Source organism: Pseudoalteromonas ulvae UL12, assembly GCF_014925405.1.
Lineage (GTDB): Bacteria > Pseudomonadota > Gammaproteobacteria > Enterobacterales > Alteromonadaceae > Pseudoalteromonas > Pseudoalteromonas ulvae.
This window is the reverse complement of sequence record NZ_AQHJ01000027.1, coordinates 1-14,314: the sequence shown is the minus strand read 5'-3', so window position 1 is coordinate 14,314 and position 14,314 is coordinate 1. Positions and strand designations below refer to the sequence as shown.

At 41.3% G+C, this 14,314-nt stretch carries 16 protein-coding genes, 1 tRNA gene and 1 pseudogene; 9 read left to right on the top strand and 9 right to left on the bottom strand.

What is annotated here, in order from left to right; genetic code table 11:
• Positions 1-40: 40 nt before the first annotated feature.
• Positions 41-889, bottom strand: a complete 849-nt coding sequence (queF, locus tag PULV_RS08190; protein ID WP_193331426.1) for an NADPH-dependent 7-cyano-7-deazaguanine reductase QueF — start codon at positions 887-889, stop codon at positions 41-43.
• A gap of 60 nt (positions 890-949) precedes the next feature.
• On the opposite strand from queF, the gene syd reads away from it, so the two are divergent.
• Positions 950-1,501, top strand: a complete 552-nt coding sequence (gene syd / locus PULV_RS08185; protein WP_193331425.1) for a SecY-interacting protein — start codon at positions 950-952, stop codon at positions 1,499-1,501.
• Here the strand turns inward: syd and PULV_RS08180 are convergent.
• Positions 1,495-2,258, bottom strand: a pseudogene (locus PULV_RS08180) (Zn-ribbon-containing protein). The gene syd and the pseudogene PULV_RS08180 sit on opposite strands and share 7 nt — an antisense overlap.
• Position 2,259: 1 nt before the next feature.
• Positions 2,260-2,448 carry a hypothetical protein gene (locus PULV_RS08175; RefSeq protein ID WP_319608863.1) on the bottom strand — a complete coding sequence of 63 codons (189 nt, stop codon included), beginning with the start codon at positions 2,446-2,448 and terminating at the stop codon, positions 2,260-2,262.
• Between the two features lie 411 nt (positions 2,449-2,859).
• On the opposite strand from PULV_RS08175, the gene PULV_RS08170 reads away from it, so the two are divergent.
• The gene (locus PULV_RS08170; RefSeq protein ID WP_193331424.1) at positions 2,860-3,498 is read left to right on the top strand and encodes a GNAT family N-acetyltransferase; all 639 of its coding nucleotides are present in this window, start codon (positions 2,860-2,862) and stop codon (positions 3,496-3,498) included.
• Between the two features lie 688 nt (positions 3,499-4,186).
• Here the strand turns inward: PULV_RS08170 and PULV_RS08165 are convergent.
• Together PULV_RS08165 and PULV_RS08160 are read right to left on the bottom strand one after the other, a co-directional pair.
• Entirely contained in the window at positions 4,187-4,486 is a 300-nt protein-coding gene (locus tag PULV_RS08165) for a DUF3301 domain-containing protein (RefSeq protein WP_193331423.1), read from the bottom strand.
• On the bottom strand, positions 4,487-5,518 hold the full coding sequence (locus tag PULV_RS08160; RefSeq protein WP_193331422.1) for a DUF3549 family protein: 1,032 nt from the start codon (positions 5,516-5,518) through the stop codon (positions 4,487-4,489).
• 239 nt (positions 5,519-5,757) lie between these two features.
• Here PULV_RS08160 and PULV_RS08155 point away from each other — a divergent pair, with 239 nt between their 5' ends.
• From PULV_RS08155 to PULV_RS08145, 3 genes are read left to right on the top strand one after another with little or no spacing between them, the layout of a single operon-like run.
• On the top strand, positions 5,758-6,084 hold the full coding sequence (locus tag PULV_RS08155; RefSeq protein WP_193331421.1) for a YqcC family protein: 327 nt from the start codon (positions 5,758-5,760) through the stop codon (positions 6,082-6,084).
• Entirely contained in the window at positions 6,084-6,818 is a 735-nt protein-coding gene (truC, locus tag PULV_RS08150) for a tRNA pseudouridine(65) synthase TruC (protein WP_086743597.1), read from the top strand. The genes PULV_RS08155 and truC overlap by 1 nt, the downstream gene beginning before the upstream one ends.
• Before the next feature lie 13 nt (positions 6,819-6,831).
• Complete coding sequence (locus PULV_RS08145) at positions 6,832-7,281, top strand: flavodoxin domain-containing protein (RefSeq protein ID WP_193331420.1); 450 nt, start codon at positions 6,832-6,834, stop codon at positions 7,279-7,281.
• Positions 7,282-7,292: 11 nt separating this feature from the next.
• On the opposite strand, the gene PULV_RS08140 is transcribed toward PULV_RS08145, so the two are convergent.
• A complete protein-coding gene (locus PULV_RS08140; protein WP_176365175.1) occupies positions 7,293-8,870 on the bottom strand; it encodes a LysM peptidoglycan-binding domain-containing protein in 1,578 nt (525 codons plus the stop codon).
• Between the two features lie 103 nt (positions 8,871-8,973).
• On the bottom strand, positions 8,974-9,753 hold the full coding sequence (gene gloB, locus PULV_RS08135) for a hydroxyacylglutathione hydrolase (RefSeq protein WP_086743594.1): 780 nt from the start codon (positions 9,751-9,753) through the stop codon (positions 8,974-8,976).
• Positions 9,754-9,807: 54 nt separating this feature from the next.
• On the opposite strand from gloB, the gene PULV_RS08130 reads away from it, so the two are divergent.
• On the top strand, positions 9,808-10,569 hold the full coding sequence (locus tag PULV_RS08130; protein ID WP_193331419.1) for a class I SAM-dependent methyltransferase: 762 nt from the start codon (positions 9,808-9,810) through the stop codon (positions 10,567-10,569).
• Here the strand turns inward: PULV_RS08130 and PULV_RS08125 are convergent.
• Both PULV_RS08125 and rnhA read right to left on the bottom strand, forming a co-directional pair.
• The gene (locus PULV_RS08125; protein WP_193331418.1) at positions 10,538-11,419 is read right to left on the bottom strand and encodes an MBL fold metallo-hydrolase; all 882 of its coding nucleotides are present in this window, start codon (positions 11,417-11,419) and stop codon (positions 10,538-10,540) included. The two genes, PULV_RS08130 and PULV_RS08125, sit on opposite strands and share 32 nt — an antisense overlap.
• A gap of 69 nt (positions 11,420-11,488) precedes the next feature.
• Positions 11,489-11,953 carry a ribonuclease HI gene (gene rnhA, locus PULV_RS08120; protein ID WP_193331417.1) on the bottom strand — a complete coding sequence of 155 codons (465 nt, stop codon included), beginning with the start codon at positions 11,951-11,953 and terminating at the stop codon, positions 11,489-11,491.
• 68 nt (positions 11,954-12,021) lie between these two features.
• Between rnhA and dnaQ the strand changes: the two genes are divergently transcribed.
• The 3 genes from dnaQ (at position 12,022) to PULV_RS08105 (ending at position 14,294) form a co-directional block, all read left to right on the top strand.
• Positions 12,022-12,738 carry a DNA polymerase III subunit epsilon gene (dnaQ, locus tag PULV_RS08115; protein ID WP_193331416.1) on the top strand — a complete coding sequence of 239 codons (717 nt, stop codon included), beginning with the start codon at positions 12,022-12,024 and terminating at the stop codon, positions 12,736-12,738.
• 14 nt (positions 12,739-12,752) lie between these two features.
• Positions 12,753-14,117, top strand: coding sequence for a TIGR03503 family protein (locus tag PULV_RS08110; RefSeq protein WP_086743590.1), 1,365 nt, complete (start codon positions 12,753-12,755; stop codon positions 14,115-14,117).
• Positions 14,118-14,217: 100 nt separating this feature from the next.
• A tRNA-Asp gene (locus PULV_RS08105) sits at positions 14,218-14,294 on the top strand.
• Positions 14,295-14,314 lie beyond the last annotated feature (20 nt).

Genomic DNA, 14,314 nt, shown 5'->3' with positions numbered 1-14,314 from the left:
GCAAATAAGCCACTGGATTCAGTGGCTTATTTTGTTGGCATTACTGACGGTTAATCTTTAATGAAAACGAGGTCTTATTTTGTCTATTTGAACGAAATGGATTGATATCAAGCCCGCCTCGGCGCGTATATCGTGCGTAGACTTCTAATTCACTAATACCTAATTGCTGCTGAATATCACAATAAATCCGCTCGACACATTGCTCGTGGAACTCATTATGGCTGCGAAATGAAATCAAATAACGCAGTAAGCTTTCATGGCAAATCTGTTTGCCAGTATAACGAATTACGATACTGGCCCAGTCGGGCTGTGAAGTAATCAAACAATTAGATTTAAGCAAATGGCTATGCAGAGTTTCTGTCACTGTATTTTGGCTAGGAGCCAATTGTAACAGCTGCTTGTTTAAATCATAGCAATCGACCTCAATATCTAAGTCATCAATGCATACACCGGGCATAGGGGTGTTTGCGATGCAATTAAAAACCTCAGGGCCATATATTCTGACTTCTACAGGGGCGTTACAGCCAGCGCTTAAGTCTTTGACTAACAGATCTTGGACGATTTCTTGAGAAGCAAACCGAGTTTGATTGAAGCTGTTCAAATAAAGCTTGAAGGATTTTGACTCAATGATATGACTGCTTTGGCATGGGAAAACAAACTCAGCCACCGCGACTTGTGGTTTTCCTTTATTGTTAAGCCAAGAAAGCTCATAGCCGGTCCAGGTATCTTCACCATAAAAAGGAAGTGTGGCTTCATCAATATTCAACTCGTCGCGATTTAATTTACGGGCGATTGGAAAGAGCAAGCTGGCATCGTATTGATCTTTGTATTGTGTTTCTTGCCCAAGTAAGGTGCCTTTTAGTTCTGGCGAATTTTCGTAATCTGTCATATTCATCATTTTGTGGTTACAATCGCGTTTATTGTAGCGAAACTCGAGAACTAGTACACCATGGTAGTACAACAAGAATTAAAACAATTGTTATCTCAATGGCACGACAAGGCTGTTGCACATACAGGCAGTGCGCCGCTGATTGAGCATGATGAACAGTGGCCCAGTCCGTGTGAAGACATGGCATCGGAAAAAGAGGGCTGGGTTCAATGGCAAAGTGTGCAAAGAGCAACGCCAGGGGAGTTTGAGCAACTTGCAAAGGCTTTAGAAGTGCCGTTTCATCCTAGCATTGCACAGTTTTATGGCTCTTTTTATAGTAATAATTTGCCGGTGACTTCTCACTTTGGGCAGTTTGAATTACTGCAAGCTTGGAGTGAAGATGACTTTACCCGATTGCAGCAAAATATCACCGGTCATGTACTGATGAAGCGCAAACTCAAACAGCCCCCGACCGTTTTTATCGGTTTAACCAATGAAGAAGACTTGTTGCTGTCAATTGATTGCAGTAACGGTGACATTTGCCTCGAATATGTCGGTAAAAAGCCGCACAAAGTATTAACACACGATTTAGCTGAATTTCTTAGCTACTGTGAAGCGGACTATCGTTACTGATAGTCCCAAGACATATTAGATACAATTGCGCAGGTATCACAGCGAAAATCGAACAAGTCAAACCAAGGCTCCTCTAAACGCCGCAACTTGGGCAAAGGCGCTGGCTTTCTTGTTCTTTATTTTGACCTCCAACACGGTATAAGTAGTAATAGACCGGTTTTTTAGTCAGGTAAGTAATGCGTTTACAAATATCCATTCCTCGACGATATAAGTCACTCTCTACATCCGATAATTCAGCTAATGCAGGAAACTCGCAGCGTGTCGCCCCATTAATTTGAATCTGATCACAGGCTTGCCAGTCTTCTTGCCACTTGAGTAATGTTTTGTAATCCCCATTGGCAATCGCTGGAATTTTATACAAAGGGACAGGTAAAAAATCGTCACCGCAATATAACGGGCTACAGGTATGAACATATGTAGTGTAAAGAATATAACTTGATGGCTGATCACAACAATCAGAACCATTGGCATGAATATCTTGGCCAATAATTTTAACTTTTGGTTGTAATAGACCGACTTCGTTAAGTTTCTCTAAACTATGCTTTACAAATGGGCTGTGATTAAGTGGATGCAAGGAATCTTGCTCTGGGCACATAACTCGAGTGACAAAAAATCCATCCTTGAGTACTGTTGGAAACTCTTCCCCGATGATTTGGCCGTTAAAACGCAGTGCATTCACTAAACGAATAATTGCGCTTTCAGCTGCGGCTAACGTGGTTTCTTCATAACAATCAAAGGTTAAATCTGCAACAAACATATTAATGTTTCTCTAATAATTGAATCAAGCGATCGAGCTTAGCTTCAATACGATCGAGCTGTGATTGTGTGCTTAAAAGGGGAGCTTCAGGCTCAGATATAACCTCATCTGTTGATGCGATAATACTTTGAGGATCTTTTTTGTACTGATTCAATACATTGATAATGATAGGCATCGGCACAGGTTCCATGAGTTTCCCTTTAATGAGCGCGACAGTTGGAGTTTTTTTGTGCGAAACAAGTTGTTTTATGGCCTTAATGACGACGTCTTGCATAAATAATATTAAATGAGGAAATTTGATAAATTTTAACGCAATTGACACTCAGACACTAGCCGCACTGCTAGAAAACAATTTAGACCTTTCTTTGTCAGTAAATCGCCGCTAGCGCGCAAAAAATGAAATAAATGATGTGAGTACACGATAGTGAATCTTTGAGCTACGTTGACCGAAAAGACTCCAAATGTCGATTTGGTAGCAATTTTTGCTTCCTTAAACGCTATTTGTTGCCTAAAGGCTGAGTTTCATTCTATAAATGATACAGCGGTAACATCGAAATCACGTGTATCGATATCAAATATAATAAAAACGAAGGAAGCCAAGATGTCCGAAGTTGAGCAAGAAGAAACCATAAAAGCTGTCTATTTAACTGCAGAAGACATAAATATAGCAGCAAGTTTACTTTATCAAGCCTATCATGATGATCCTCTACTACAAGATATTCTTCATGCCAAATCGAGCGATCCACAGAGCTATGAAAAAAAGCTCAGAGCGCTCATTCGCGAAGAGCTCAATAGCTTTTGGCAAGGTCACCAACCACTGATTGGTATTATGAAGGGTGACACGCTTAAAGCTGTTGCGTGTATGATTAAATCCGCCACCGAGCTACAAGCAGAGCGATATTGGCATTGGCGACTAAAGTTGATGCTCAGTGCGGGGTATCTGACTACGCAGCAATTGATTGAAAAAGAAAAGACCATCCGCCAAGAACTGGCTCAATATGATCATTACTTTTATCTTGCATTTATCGCCGTTGCGCCTGGTTTGCAAAAACAAGGCTATGGACGTTATTTGTTAAGAGCATTGGATGACTTAGTTGCGAGCACCGCTAATTCTAGCGGTGTCGCGGTCTATGTAACACGCGATGAGTTAACTGGTTTATTTATTTCAGAAGGTTTTGAGAGTCTCAAACCTCTGGAGTTTAATCAGATCAGCGGTCAGTTATTGTTTAAACATAAGTAATAGCCGCCAGAATGGCATTTACTCTGTGCGAAATCTCCTACATGAATGTGCGCATTTGAGGCAAATAGCTCTCTTTATTGCGCATAACTTAGAGTAAGTGTTTGTTATTATTTGTTTTATTGAAAGTTTCAACTGTATGACTGCATCTTTAATTCAAAAAAGGTTATTTTTTTATTTGCTCAATTCTCTAAACTTAGTCATGTAAGGAAAACAAAGGTCATAGGAAATGACTGACTGCCAAGGATATAAAGGACGATGGCATGACGCAGGAGCGTTGAGGAGACAGGGACATGGATGCAAGGACGATTGCATACTGAATGACTCAGTATATAACAGGATGTTTAGGATGGATCACACGATGTGATTGGATGAGTTAGGATTAACTCAACGAGCATGGATAGGCAAGGACGGTGAGGAACACTTCAGGATAGAAGCAGGGATAGTATCAGGATGATACTGGTGGGGACCAAGAAGGACTCCAATCAGGGAGATAAATAGGATGGCATAGCCAAAGGTACAGGGCGTATCTTTAAATCACGGAATGATGTCTAAGATTGGGGCGTAACTTGAGGTTACGCCTTAGTTTTTTGTGCCACACAAATATATTTAACTTCTTTTCCATTCTCAGTGCTTTAAACTAAACACGCACATTTTAGGAATAAACAGATTAGCGTCGTCAGTATGAAGATCACATGCGGTAAGGGGGAATGGTGCTGTTGACGAGTTTGATGTCCTCAAATTCAAGCTCTCCTTGATATTTCGTTTCACCATCACTTGAAAACTCAAATAGAAACTGACTTTTAATGCCAGGTTTACCATTTTTTAGGATGCCAATCCGCCTTTTTATACAGGCTATGCTAAGCAGTTGAACATTTAATTGTTTTGCTTGGTTTTCAGCGTGTAGCCAAGCGGCTTCAGCTATTTTTCGATTTTGCCAAAAAAAATAAATCACAGCTGCACTGAGCATTAACATCCATAAAGTAAACATCTATTTAAATAAACTCCCAATCGCACGTGCTAACTGTTCACTGCGATTTTCTATCCGTAATAAGGCTAATATATGGGGTCTAATGGTACTAATCGCAACTAAATCAGCAAAAATACCGGCAAATAGAGTCGGTTCAGTTTTATTTTGAGCGATGAGATCCATGTACAAATGAAGTCGTTCTGGCTGCTGTAAGTGCTGCCAACATCTGCCAGCGATAGTTAGTTGCACATCGGTTTGTTGGCCAAGTGGGTTGGCTAAAATACAGTCGATTAATTGAGCTGTTAAACCTGTCGCTGGCGCAAAAGAAATCGCTCTTAAATAATGAACTGTTAAAGAGGTGTGTTCATTATTGACAGCTTGTTTGCCTAAATGGAATAACGCCTCAGCTAACACTGTCGAAATAGCAACATGCTCAAGTAAGGCTGAAAGGGGAGCTATCACATCTTCTGGGATGTCACTTAGTGCCGTAATTAAATTTGCCTCATTTTGGTCTTTATCCAAACGCATCACAAAATCGGCAAGCCCTTGAAGTGCTAAGCTTTGCCAATCATCAAAACCAAGTTTACCGGAGAAATACAACTGTACGTGTTCATAGTAAATAGAAGCTGGTTGATTTAGCTCTACTTTCATCAATGCATTAAACGCAGCGCGTTTATTGGCATTTGGCGTAAATACATAAGGGTTGTTATCAAGTTGGCCAGCTTGCTGGTCGTCCCCAGTCAATTGTGTGCCGAGTGCCTCAATGACCATAGATGCGAAGTGGTTTCTGCTGGCCTGAATGAGTTTACTTTGCTCATCTAAAGGCAATTTTAAAAACCAGATATACGGCTCTTTTGATGCCTTAGGATCCCAAAATTGAATTGCTAAAAATGCATGCTGTTGCAGAGGAAATGGATATGGAATGTCGGCATTTTCAATTTTTGTAAACGTTGTTTTATCGATTTTTGCAATACGACGACCAATATCATATACACGCCATTGTGTACCAGCTGCATCAAGTAATTGGGCCAAAGTGGCGATATTTTTATCCATTTTACACTCTATGTAAGCAAATATGGGCGAATTATAAAGAGTTTAGCCCGGATAACCAAGGCTCTTTCATTTTGGGACCTGTTTTGGAGCATATGCTTGTCTTTGTCATGTTTTCAAAGAGGTAAGCCTTGTTACAGAGTCAGACTTAATCGTCAGCCTTTACAAAGCGCCCCATGCTGCATCCTAGGGGAGTTTGGGTATATAATGGCTCAATCAAATTACAGTAACGAGTTTATATTTTGAAAGACACGCAAGTCGCACAATTATTGAATGAATTAGAGTCTGCACTTAAGGCTGCGAAATTGTGGCAACCTCAGGCACCTTCGCAAGCGGCGTTACTTTCGAGCGCCCCATTTTGCTGCGATACCTTGTCTTTTTCGCAGTGGTTACAGTTTATTTTTATAGAAAAAATGCGCTTTATGATAGCGGCTAAAGTGCCTTTGCCAACAAGTATAGCATTGTTGCCAATGGCTGAACAAAGTTGGTCAGCGCAATCTGAAGACTATACGGTACTTCTGGCTATAGTGGCGCAGCTTGATAACACCATTTGTGGCGTAATATCTTGATGTTAAATATTCTTTTTCAAGATGAATATTATGTGGCGATTGATAAGCCTTCAGGGTTATTGGTTCATCGTTCATTTTTAGATAAGCATGAAACGCAATTTGCGATGCAAATGCTTCGCGATCAATTAGGGCAGCACGTTTTTCCTGTCCATCGTTTAGATCGACCGACTTCTGGTGTGCTGCTATTTGCGCTAAGTTCAGAAGCAGCGCGAAAAATGAATGAGGTATTTGCCAACCATCAAATGACTAAACGTTATTTGGCGTTAGTACGCGGCTTTGCACCTGAACATAGATTGGTAGATAGACCGCTCAAAGAAGAACTCGACAAAATCGCAGATAAATTTGCCGATCAAAATAAAGCACCACAAGAAGCGCAAACTGAGTTTCGTTGTTTACGCCAAGCGGTTTTATCAATACCTCTTGGTAAATACCCTTCGATCCGTTATTCATTAGTTGAATGTTACCCAAAAACAGGTAGAAAACACCAAATTCGGCGCCATTTGAATTACTTAGCATATCCCATTATTGGTGATGTTAATCATGGTGATAACCAGCATAATCATTTTTTTTGGCAGCATTTTAATTTACAACGCTTAATGTTATTTGCACAGCAGCTGAGTTTCACCCATCCTTACACGGATGAATATATTCACCTTGAAGCGCCTTTAGGGGACACGGCATTAGAAGTATTCAAGCGGTTAGGGTGGCCTGACGAAGAGCAAGCCTATTTATAAATAGGAGTAATGTATGGCGAAGATATCCGTATTGGTTGGCACTGTGTATGGGAGTGCAAAAGCCTTGAGTGAGCAGTTGATTGCCAAGATTCATTCAGAAGGGCATGAAGTTGAATTGTTACATGAATATTCAGTTGAAGCGATAAAACAAAGTCATGTATTGCTTTGTGTCACCTCGACTACGGGCCAAGGAGAGATTCCGGATGATTTGGCGCCTCTGATTGAGCAATTACAGCGCTTACAACCGTCGTTAAACACCAAGCGATTTGCGGTGATAGGGTTGGGTGACAGTAGTTATGGTGAGACTTTTTGTGGTGCAGGCCGGCAAGTGGATAAAGTGTTTGAGCAATTATCAGCGCAGCGAATATTACCGCGATTAGAGATTGATGCTTGTGAATATTTTGAGCCAGATAAACCTGCGTTAGTCTGGCTTAAAACATTTTTGCAGCAATTGGCGGGGTAAGTGTTACCCGCTTATGTACGCTTGACGTCAATATTTAGCTTAAGCTTTTGACCTGGCTGTAAATATTTTTGAGAATCAATCTTGTTCCATTTCACAATATCTTCGACAGAAACTTTGAATTTTGACGCGATCCGAGCGAGAGAGTCACCTTTTCTGACTTTGTAAGTAATGGAACGAGCCGATTGAGCTAAACGCGATGGCTGGTTATCTTGCAATGTCTTATGAATCACTAACTTTTGATTTAATTTCAAAATGGCATTCGCTGAAAGTTTATTCCAGTTAGCGAGCTGCTGTATTGTGACATCGTGTGCGTTACTAATATCCCAAAGTGTATCGCCTTTTTTAACACGATAATGAACTGTTTGTTTTTTAGTTGGCGCTGTGGCTTTGCGCATTTTAGCTGTCAGTTGTTCATTATCAATATTGCCCTCACTCAGCGGGACCAATAATGCTTGGCCTACTCGAATAATGTGAGAGTCTAGCTCATTAAGCGTTTGAATTGATTGTGTACTTGTATCAAAGCGACTGGCTATCACAGATAAACTATCGCCTTTTTGCACTGTATAATGTTGCCAGCGAATACGCTGCTTATGATCAGTTTTAGCAAGTTGCTGACTAAATTGTTCAATACTATCTAGAGGTAACAACAGAGTATGTGGACCATCTGGATCGGTCGCCCAACGGTTAAAACCCGGATTAAGCCGATATAATTCAGTGATATTCATCCCCGCCATTTCGGCAGCAAGGGCTAAATCTATTTGTGAACCTACATCGACCACATCGACGACTTGAGCATTGACGATCGGATCCCATTTTACTTTAAATTCATCTTGGCGCTTTAATAAGTCCGCTAATGCTAACAACTTAGGAACGTATGCAGTGGTTTCTTTTGGTAAATCGAGCGACCAAAAGTCAGTCGGTAAATGTTTTTTACGATTTTTTTGAATAGCACGAGAGACTCGTCCTTCCCCTGAGTTATACGCAGCGATGGCGTTTAGCCAATCACCTTCAAGGGTTTTGTGTAAATATGATAAATAATCCAACGCAGCCCGAGTTGATTCGACAATATCGCGGCGTCCGTCATACCACCAATTTTGTTTTAAGTTAAAGCGCTCACCTGTTTCAGGCATAAACTGCCAAATCCCAGAAGCTGAGCGATGGGAATAACCAAAAGGGTCAAAAGCACTTTCTACAATGGGTAATAATGCCAGTTCAATTGGCATTTGACGTTTTTCGACTTCTTCAACAATATAATATAAATACGGAGATGCGCGCTTTGAAATGCGATCTAAATAGCGTTGATGTTTATTATAGTAATTGCGTTCAGTCACAATAGGGCGATTTTGCGGCACAGGAATGCTCAGTTGATAACGAATACGCTCCCACACATCATCAAATACAGGGAGTTCTTCTAAATCAGCTTGTTGCTCCGATAACGCATCAAGAGTGAGTGCATTAACCACTTCATAGGGCTGCGCTGCAGGATAATCTGCAGGGGTTTGCTCATTGATTTCAACAATGTGCGGTTCGTCAGTCATTTGGCAGCCTGAAACAAGTAGCGCTGCAACTAAGGCGGTCGATTTTTTTATCATTTTAATTATTCACTGCTCAAAAACAGCCAACGATACTACCGTTAATTTCATTGGAATTCCAACTGCAAACTGTAAAACAAAAGTATTATGGCGTTTTTCCCTAAAAGTGGTCCTTCCAACGGCGTAGCGCGGTAAACACGTCTAGGCTCGATTGAGGTGCTTTTGCATACTCTGACGGGATATATTGGCTTAAATGAGGCAAGTCGGCTCTTAAAAAAGGGTTAATGGCGCACTCTAACCCGATGCTGCTTGGTAACGTACATATGTTTAAGTTTCGCTGTTCAGTTACAGTGTGGTTGTAACTTATTAGTGCTTGATTATCTGGCTCTGCAGCTTGTGCAAAGGTTAAGTTACTGAGGGTATATTCATGTGTGCAGTAAACGTGAGTATGACTAGGTAAGGTTTTTAGTTTGTTTAATGATAAGTGCATTTGTTCGGGTGTGCCTTCAAACAAACGTCCGCAGCCCCCACTAAATAAAGTATCACCACAAAATAGCCAGTTTTGCTGCTCAGCATAGTAGCAAATATGATCTAATGTATGACCGGGCGTGGCGATGATTGTAAAGCTTAACTCGATGCATTTAAGAGTGAATGTTTGCTGATCGACTAAAGGTTGGGTGATGCCTTTAAATGGGCTGTCACTTGGGCCATAGATGACTAAATCAGGATACTCAGTTACGAGTGAAGCAACACCATTGGTGTGATCCCAATGATGGTGAGTAATTATGATCGCGCTTAATTGTAATTGCTCTGCGGCTAAAAATTGCTTTACTGGTTCAGCTTGCCCCGGATCGACCACGACACACTGTTTTTTCTCTGGATGAATGATCGCCCAGATATAATTATCATCGAACGCCAAGATAGGTTTCACTTGCAGCATAGTCATTAGCTTTGTATGTTAGAGATATTGGCATTATAAACAGGGAACTGAGAATTGAAACCTGCGTTGAGCTTTCGTTATGCTCCAAAACCTGAAAATTGGCAGCAATTCCCTCATGGTGATTACATTCAAAGTGAAATTGAACGTAAATTAACTCCTTGGTTGAGCCGGATCTTTGGTTATCATTTACTGAAATTAGGGAGTTTAAGCGGCTTAACGGACACCTCAGCGTGTTGTATTAAACATCAAGTGTGTGTGGCGCCCAACAGTGATTATGCAGGTGTTATCGCTGATATTGATGAACTGCCTTTCTTTGAGCATTCGGTTGATGCTTGTTTATTAAGCCATTGCCTTGAGTATTACAGCGATCCCCATCATATCTTGCGCGAAGCGCATCGTACTTTGATCCCTGGTGGTTATATTATCATTAGTGGCTTTAATCCATTGAGTGCTTGTGGGTTAGCCCGTTTATTACCCTTTAGTCGGCAAAAATTACCTTGGAGTGGTCGCTTTTTTACACCTGCGCGAGTAAAAGATTGGCTGCATTTATTAGGATTTGAAGTACTCGAAGATGAACGCTTTATTTTTTCGTCTTTAGCAAGGGGGAAACGCTTATCTCGGTTCGACGCATGGCAACGTTTTTGTAAGCAATATTTAAAACCAACAGGGAGTGTGTATTTAATTGTTGCTCGAAAACGCGTCACCCCCCTGACTCCGATTAAACCAAAATGGCATGCAAGGCCGCAATTTAACCCCGCCGTTAAAGCAGGGCTTCGTAGTTCAATTAAGCATTCTTCTGTGGAAGCGAAAAAATAGCATCATGAGTCAGAGGAATTTTGAGAAAGCTATTGTGTGAATCGTTTAGCGGAATAAGTCCTGCATTAATATTGACCTGAATAGAAGGGTAGAGCAATTTAGGCACGGCTAAACTAGCATCTCGAGTACGCCTGATTTGTACATAGTCATGAGCGGTGGTGCGATTTTTAAGATGAATATTATATTTTTTTTGCTCTGCAACGGTGGTTTTCCAATATAACTCTCGCCCATTGGGCTGGTAATCATGGCACATGTATAAGTTTGTTTCGTCACCTAGTTCGAAAATTTGGCAGATTGAATGATATAACTGGTTTGCGTCTCCTCCTGGAAAATCACAACGCGCGGTACCACTGTCTGGCATGAAAAGTGTGTCACCTACAAAAGCGTTTCCTTGCACAATGTAACAAACACTATCACTGGTGTGACCCGGAGTAGCCATCACTTTAACTTGTAACTGACCCAGTTTAAATGTTTCCCCATCATGAAATAAATGATCGTATTGAGAACCATCCGTTTTGATATTGAGTTCAAGTGTATTGGCGAAATGTTGCTGCACTTGAGTAATGTGCTGACCCATGGCTAATTTTGCACCTAATTGCCGCTTAAAGTATTGTGCCGAAGTCAGATGATCAGCATGAGCATGGGTTTCTAAAATCCATTCTACATCAAGGTGGTGGGAGTCAATAAACGCTAAAATAGCTTCGGCTGAAGTCGTTGAAAGTGTGCCAGAGGCTAAGTCAAAATCAAGAACCGGATCGATAATCATTGCTTTAAGGGTCGCACTATCGTAAACAACATACGTAAACGTAGATGACGGCTGATGAAAAAAATGATGAATTTGAACGCTCATTTACACTCTCTAATTTTAGTTATAAGTTATATCATAAAGTAATTAGTGATGAGTTCAAGCAGATCTTCATTATGCTTGATAGCCGATATCTTCAATGAGTGAGGAACTTTGCGCCGCGGATCTGGCCAGTTGATCGCAGCGCTCATTTTCATCATGACCCGAATGACCTTTCACCCACTGCCATTGCACATGATGATGTTGATTGATGACATCGAGGCGTTGCCATAAATCTTTATTTTTAACTGCTTGTTTAGAAGCGGTGAGCCAATTTCTTTTCTTCCAGCCAGCAAGCCAAGATTCGATACCCTGTTTGACGTATTGGCTGTCGGTCGTTAGGGTGACATCGCAGACTTGTGTAAGCGCTTCTAGGCCAACAATAGCTGCCAGAAGCTCCATTCTATTATTTTTTGTGAGTGAGTAGCCTTGGCTGAGTTCTTTACTGTGGCCATTATAAATCAGCACCACACCGTAACCGCCCGGACCCGGGTTACCTAAACAAGAACCATCAGTATAAATAGCAACGCTTTTTCGCACAGTTGACCTTTAATTTATGTACAATGAAAATAACCATTACAAAATATCAGAATCATGCAGAAGGTGATATGGACCACAGACAAATAGTATTAGATACAGAGACAACCGGTATCGATCCTAAACAAGGTCACCGAATTATTGAAATCGGGTGTGTTGAACTCATTAATCGCCGTTTTACCGGGAATAATTTCCATGTTTATATTAATCCTGAACGCGATATAGAAGACGAAGCTATTGATGTCCATGGTATTACTAATCAGTTTTTACGTAATAAACCGAAATATCACCAAATAGCCAAAGAGTTTTTAGACTACATTCAAGGCGCTGAGTTGGTGATTCATAATGCCGCGTTTGACGTCGGCTTTATGGACATGGAGTTTCATCGCCTCAGATCGGGTTATCCAAAGACTGCTGATGTATGCACCATTCTCGATACATTAAAAATGGCCAGAGACTTGCACCCTGGGCAAAAGAATAATCTTGATGCTTTGTGCCGTCGATATAATATCGATAATGGCAAACGTACGATGCACGGCGCATTACTGGATTCTGAGATTTTATCTGATGTTTATCTTGCGATGACAGGGGGTCAGGTCAGTTTAAATCTTAACAACCAGCAAAACGGTGAGAATAATGCCCAAAGACAAGGGGAGATCATTCGTCTAAATTCAGATCGCGCACCACTTAAGATTGTGGTGGCAACTGATGATGAGCAACAAGCTCATCATGAACGTCTAGAATTAGTGCAAAGCAAAGGCGGGCAATGTCTTTGGTTAGCTGATTAAATGTGAGGCTCAGCATGAATAAACTAATTACGGTACTGTCTTTTTTGATGATCAGTCACGTTGCTTGGGCGAATGACACGAGCGATCCTCTGACCATTATTCAGCGTGAGGCCGGTGAAAACGAAATTAAGCTGTTAAATAATCGTTTTCGTATTGATCATGAAGTTGATGAAATTACTTTACTCTTTTTTCGTAAACGAGGTTCCGCACCTGTTATTTTGATTCGCCCAGATGGCTCGAAAATGTACGCGACACAGGCAAAAGAACTAGGCGGGGAGTACGAATGGTATGACGACTTAACCTACGACATTATCAAAATTAAGCAACCGATGCCGGGTCCTTGGCAGGCCGTGGGCGATATATTATCTGAAAGCCGCATTCTTATTTTGACTGACATAGAGCTTGAGGTCGACCCACTTCCACCTTTAATGTTCAAAGGCGAAACCATTAAGTTAACCGGTCGCTTAACCAATGGGGGAGAGCCAATAACAGCAGGACAGTTTCGTGATGTTGTCACCCTAGATGTTGACTTTGTTAGCACCAATGACAGTGATTATGATAACTATGGTGCATCTACCGCTCGGGTGGCTGAATTTAGAGATGATGGTAAAGGGTTTGATGAGCGCCCTGGGGACGCTGTATTTACAGGTGAATTTAAACTCGATATTGCAGCAGGGATGTGGCAACCGGAATTTTACCTCATCACTCCGTTAGTTGAGCGTAAACTGGTCCATGATCTGGTTCATTTGGTCAGAGCGCCGATCCACTTTGAAACAGCGTTAGCAAAAGAAAAACTCGATCAGCATATTGTTACCATCACACTCGATGAAACGAACGTAGACTCTGCTACTGTATTACTACAAGGTCGCATTTATTATCCCAATAATGAAGAACAAGCTTTTTCGATAGAGGCTAACCCCTCCAATACACGCGAACTAAAGCTGAACAATTATGATTGGGGCCGTTATCGAATAGAGCTCTCGATGTTTGGTAACAATATTAATGGACGTGAATTTATGGCAAAGCTCGACAATTTTGAATTTGTTATTGAAGAGCCGATCGAAATTGTGCCCCCTATTGATGAGAGTCAGTTGCTTAGTCATCAAAATGATCCTGTTGAAGTCGTCGAAGAACCTCCTGCGGATCCAACCGTATTTATTATTGCTGTTATCGTAGGCAATTTAATGATTCTGTTGATCGGTTGGTTGGTGATTAGACTCTTTGTACAGAAAAAAGGGTTGCCTAAATTTGCATTTAGTTTTAAAAAGAAGCAAACCTCCCCAACAGAAAATTCTGAGAAAAATCCAGAAGATCCAGCAAGTGCTCGAAAAGCAAACGATGGTGGTGAAATTTTAAACCTTTCGATGCCTGATGACTAAAAAACCATGAAAAACTGAAAAAAACTATTGACTCATAGGGGTCTCATTCGTATTATTCACGCCGCTGCCAAGGCATGGCCTAGCAGCATTTGGAAACAGCGGAGTGGTAGTTCAGTTGGTTAGAATACCGGCCTGTCACGCCGGGGGTCGCGGGTTCGAGTCCCGTCCACTCCGCCAAATTCCAAAACCGTAAGTTG